The following is a 4,053-nucleotide window of genomic DNA, read 5'->3' as shown; positions in this document are numbered from 1 at the left end:
AACTGATAGGTACATCAGTCAACTGTTAGGTACGAAGTTCTTACGGAGCGTCAGTGAGCAGGCAGAATGCCTCTCATCTGTTAGGTCGCTGGTAGCCTGCAGACCGGTACGCGACGCCAGAAGCAGGGAGCACTGCGATGACCTCTCCGAGTGGCCGCACCGAGCGGCCGGAGGCCCGGCATCAGCAGGTGGCACGGAACATCCGGAACGACATCGAGGCGGGCCGACTCGTGCACGGCTCTGCCCTGCCGTCGACCAGGAAGCTGGCCGAAGAGTGGGGCGTCAGCGTCTTCACCATCACCGAGGCGATGAAGGTGCTAGCTGAGGAAGGTCTCGTCCGCAACGAGTCCCGTTCCAAGCGCGTCGTCAACGCCCCCGATCAGCTCCACCGCAGCGAGATGCGCCCGCAACGACCGCGCGTGGTGTTGGTTGGCGGGTACCCGGGCAGCGGCAAGACCGAGTTGGGAAGGATCCTCGCGCGCGAGACCGGGTGGCCGATGCTGGACAAGGACACGCTGACGCGGCCGGTGGTCGAGGCAGCGTTGGAGATCATGGGTCACTCGCCGCACGACCGGGAGTCAAAGACGTACTTTGACAAGATCCGTCCTCGCGAATACGAAGCGCTTCAAGACGCGGCCGGTGAGAACGTGCAGTGCGGCAACAGTGTGATCGTGACCGCTCCGTTTATCCGGGAGTTCAACGACCCTGCCTGGATGGCTCGAACCCGCGCCTTCTACGAGGCCGCACAAGCCATGGTCACGGTGGTGTGGGTGTACTGCGACGCGGAAACGATGCTGACCTACGTACGCCGTCGGGGCGCTGCACGCGATGCCGTCAAGCTGGCCGATTGGAACGCTTACCTCGACGGCATCAGCCTGGAATTCCGGCCGGCGGACACTCATGTAGTGATTGACAACTGCGCGTCAAGCCGTCCGTTGCAGGAGCAAGCCAAGGAGTTGGTGCGGGAGATCGTCGCGGACGAGCGCCTGTAATGCGAGGCGTGATCCTCTACGGGCCACCAGCGTCGGGGAAGGACACCATCACCACGGCGCTGCACGACCTGGACGCCGGGTACAAGCTTTATCCCCGCTTGAAGGTGGGGCCCGGCCGAACGATCGGCTATCGCATGACCGACGAGGCGAGCCTGGACACGCTCCACCGCAGAGGCGATGTCGTCTGGGAGAACCGCCGCTACGGTGCCCGCTACGTGGTTGATCGCCCCTCACTGGCACAAGAGCTGAGCAAAGGAACGCCGATCGTGCACCTCGGCCAGCGGGATGCCGTTGCGGCCGTTGCCCAAGCTGTGCCGGGCGCCCGTTGGGTGGTGGTGTCCCTGTGGTGCCCGCGAAGGGTCGCTGAACAGCGGATCATCGCCAGGAGGACCGGCGATACGGCGGCACGACTTCGTGCGTGGGACGCTACGGAAGCCCTGCCCGAGGCGGATCTCACGCTGAACACAGCCGAGCTGTCTCCGCCGGTTGCAGCGGAACGCATTCACCGTCGCATCAATGCAGGTTGAAGGTCTTTGATCTCTCGCGGTCGCTTCGTATGGTCGGCAGATGACCATGGGGGAGGAATTACCGGGGTGGCGGCCGCACCGGGTGCGGCGAGTTTGGCCGGCGCGACGGTGGCCGTGGGTGCTTCTGGCGCTCGTAGCGATCGCCTGCGCTGGCCTTGTTGCTGTACCCGCGTCGTGGGCAGTGCGGAAGCAGTTGGAAGCGGAGCGAGGCGAGGCGACGCCGGAGGCAGCCGCCACGGTGTGGTTCGTGAAGCTCAGCGCCGGCGACGAGCTGGGGGTGTCGCGGGTGTTGGCTAAGCGCCGCCATGACGAGCTCCGGCACCAATGGCGTGATTACCGCGCCGAGATGACAAGCACGGGGCGCCCACCGTCGAAGCTGGAAGCGGTCGGACCGATGGCGATCGAGCACCAGGGCGACGACCGCGCAACGGTCGTGGAGCACGTACGCGCCGTCTGGTGGGATGGTCCGCACCTGCTCGCGGGCGAGGACCATCCGTGGCGGTGGGAGCTGCGCAAGGACGGCGGCGGTTGGCGCGTCTGGTCCGTCGAGCTGCCGCCGTGGTGCGGGGTACACGTCCGGGCGGAACTGTGCCGGTGATGAGGACCAGGGCGTGAGGGGCAGGCCGCGGTGACTCAGCCGGGTGGCTTCGTTGCGGCGTCGCCGTCCATCTCCCGCCAGTGACCGCCATCGGCTTGCACGAGCCGCTTCACCATCTGCCGGGCTTCGTCCTCGGAGTCAAACTCCCAGCGGAGCACCTTGCCGGTCTCGGAGTCGCCCGTCCTGGCGACGACGTGCCAGCGAACCTCTCGGGCGAGCCACACGTCACGCCGGGTCAGCCGACCCCACGTGCCATTCCACCAGCGCGCCACCAGGTCTTCCCCCACTTGATTGATCGTACATGTGTTCGAAGTAAGTGGCGGGGAGGGGAAGGAAGGAAGCCGGATCCGCGGGTCGGAGGAGAACTTGCGGAGCCGATGAAGGTGAGGGGTGCAGGCGACCACGAGCGGAGCGGACGAGCAGCCAGCTTCCCGCGCTCGATGAACCACAGCGATCCCGAGGCGGCACCGGACGGCGACGGCCGGGAGGGGCTGTGTTCATGCCGGCCAGGTCGACTCGGACGCAGCCCGTGATCTGTTGCCGAATTGGCCTGTACTAGATCAAGGCGCTCCGCGCGGCGCGGGTCGGGACGCGGTAACCGGCTCCTGCGGAGCCGCCGCCCCGGCGCCACGGCGCCGGGGCGGAAAGTCAGCCGGCCCGAACCCCACGCCCCGCCCCGCGCGTCACCCCTGGGTTCAGTGAGGTGACCCGGTGACGAGTCCCGAAGAACGACCAGGGCCAGGCGGACACGCTCTTACCCGTTCTAGACGGTCCGGACACCCACGAAGGCCGGAGGCCACCGGCGGCGGACGGAGTTGCCGAACGGCCCGTACGGGGGTCGCTGAGGCCCAGAGAGGGAAGAGGTGGAGGTGGTGGGAGGGTGAGAGGTGAGGGAGAGTCCGGGGTTAGAGCTGTGCCTCCGGCGGGGGCCAGACGACTCCGAGATGGAGTTGCCGAACGGTTCCGGTAGGTGGGTGGTTGAGGAGCTGCCATCCCGCCTACCACCGACCCAGGCAAGCCGAGCAGACCAGGGCCAGGGCGACAAGGTCGTTCGTCCGGTAGGGCGCTCCACCTTGTCACCCTGGCCCTGGCCCGCTCCACGAAGTGTGGGTCGGCGGCAGACGGGATGGCAGCCAAGAATCGCAGCGCATCAATCGCTTGCAGAAGCGGTAGTCGCCGGCCCAGCGCTTTGTTTTCTCACGAAGTGCCCCCCGGTTGTGTTGTCCACCTTCTGCAGGTCCCAGCCCTTGGGCCACGCGTAAAAAGAACCAGCTCTTATTTTGTGTACTCTGGCGCCGTCAAACAGGTCCTCGCCCTTAAACTCTGCTGGCGCAAGAACTGGCGCCCCTTCGAATACTGCTGACCTGAATTCCGCTGGACCGTAGAAGATGGCCCCCTCGAACCTTGCAGGGCCGTCGAATGTGGCTCGAAAGAAGTCGGCCTTGCCCACGAACTTAGCGCCATTGAAATTGGCATCTGGAAGCGTGCAGCCCCGGGCGCTGAAGACGATTAGAGTTGCACCAGAAAGGTCGACGTTGACTCTCCCCCAGTAAGACGGGTTGGGAACCTCGCCCTCGTCATGGTTATTAACCATCTTTTTGAGATGTGACGTCAGCACGTGTTGGGCGGCTACTCGCACGTGAATCTCTTGTTGTATCCGCTCGTTATGCTCTTTCACCTCCCAATTGGAGGTCGGCAGGAGTGGCTTCTCGCTGGGAGGCGGTATGCGGAGGTATGCACAGATTAGATTCACAACGATTTGACGGTAGTCGGGGTTTCCGTCAGCGAGGCGTTCAAGCCCGTATAGCCCAGCGAGCCGGATTGCAGCGCTCGCGGAACCGAGCTGATCTGAGGCTTTGACGTAGAGTTCGGTCTTGCGCCGCTCGAGGGCGTCGTGCTCCGTTGCGTCCGCTGTTCGATCCTGATGTTTCTGATC

5 protein-coding genes are annotated in these 4,053 nt (G+C 65.1%); 3 read left to right on the top strand and 2 right to left on the bottom strand.

All coding sequences use genetic code 11. The features are described from left to right. Nucleotides 1-137: 137 nt before the first annotated feature. The 3 genes from ACZ6PY_RS30255 to ACZ6PY_RS30245 all read left to right on the top strand — a co-directional run bounded on the left by ACZ6PY_RS30255 (nt 138) and on the right by ACZ6PY_RS30245 (nt 2,117). Complete coding sequence (locus ACZ6PY_RS30255) at nt 138-992, top strand: AAA family ATPase (RefSeq protein WP_466078683.1); 855 nt, start codon at nt 138-140, stop codon at nt 990-992. Then, nucleotides 992-1,519, top strand: a complete 528-nt coding sequence (locus ACZ6PY_RS30250) for a kinase (protein ID WP_466078681.1) — start codon at nt 992-994, stop codon at nt 1,517-1,519. The genes ACZ6PY_RS30255 and ACZ6PY_RS30250 overlap by 1 nt, the downstream gene beginning before the upstream one ends. Before the next feature lie 118 nt (nt 1,520-1,637). Next, nucleotides 1,638-2,117, top strand: a complete 480-nt coding sequence (locus tag ACZ6PY_RS30245) for a hypothetical protein (protein WP_466078678.1) — start codon at nt 1,638-1,640, stop codon at nt 2,115-2,117. A 35-nt stretch (nt 2,118-2,152) separates the two neighbouring features. Here the strand turns inward: ACZ6PY_RS30245 and ACZ6PY_RS30240 are convergent, their stop codons facing one another. Beyond that, nucleotides 2,153-2,404 carry a hypothetical protein gene (locus ACZ6PY_RS30240; RefSeq protein WP_466078675.1) on the bottom strand — a complete coding sequence of 84 codons (252 nt, stop codon included), beginning with the start codon at nt 2,402-2,404 and terminating at the stop codon, nt 2,153-2,155. Between the two features lie 863 nt (nt 2,405-3,267). Beyond that, on the bottom strand, nt 3,268-4,053 hold a 786-nt coding region (locus ACZ6PY_RS30235), incomplete at its 5' end, for a pentapeptide repeat-containing protein (RefSeq protein WP_466078672.1).

The sequence above is a fragment of the Micromonospora sp. NPDC048907 genome (genome assembly GCF_055586885.1).
Note: the sequence above shows the minus strand (reverse complement) of the source record. Positions and strands in the feature narration are given on the sequence as shown.

Excerpts from the sequence above, each read along its gene's own strand:
- ACZ6PY_RS30255 (WP_466078683.1), top strand. The coding sequence starts at position 138 with ATGACCTCTCCGAGTGGCCGCACCGAGCGGCCGGAGGCCCGGCATCAG.
- ACZ6PY_RS30250 (WP_466078681.1), top strand. The coding sequence starts at position 992 with ATGCGAGGCGTGATCCTCTACGGGCCACCAGCGTCGGGGAAGGACACC.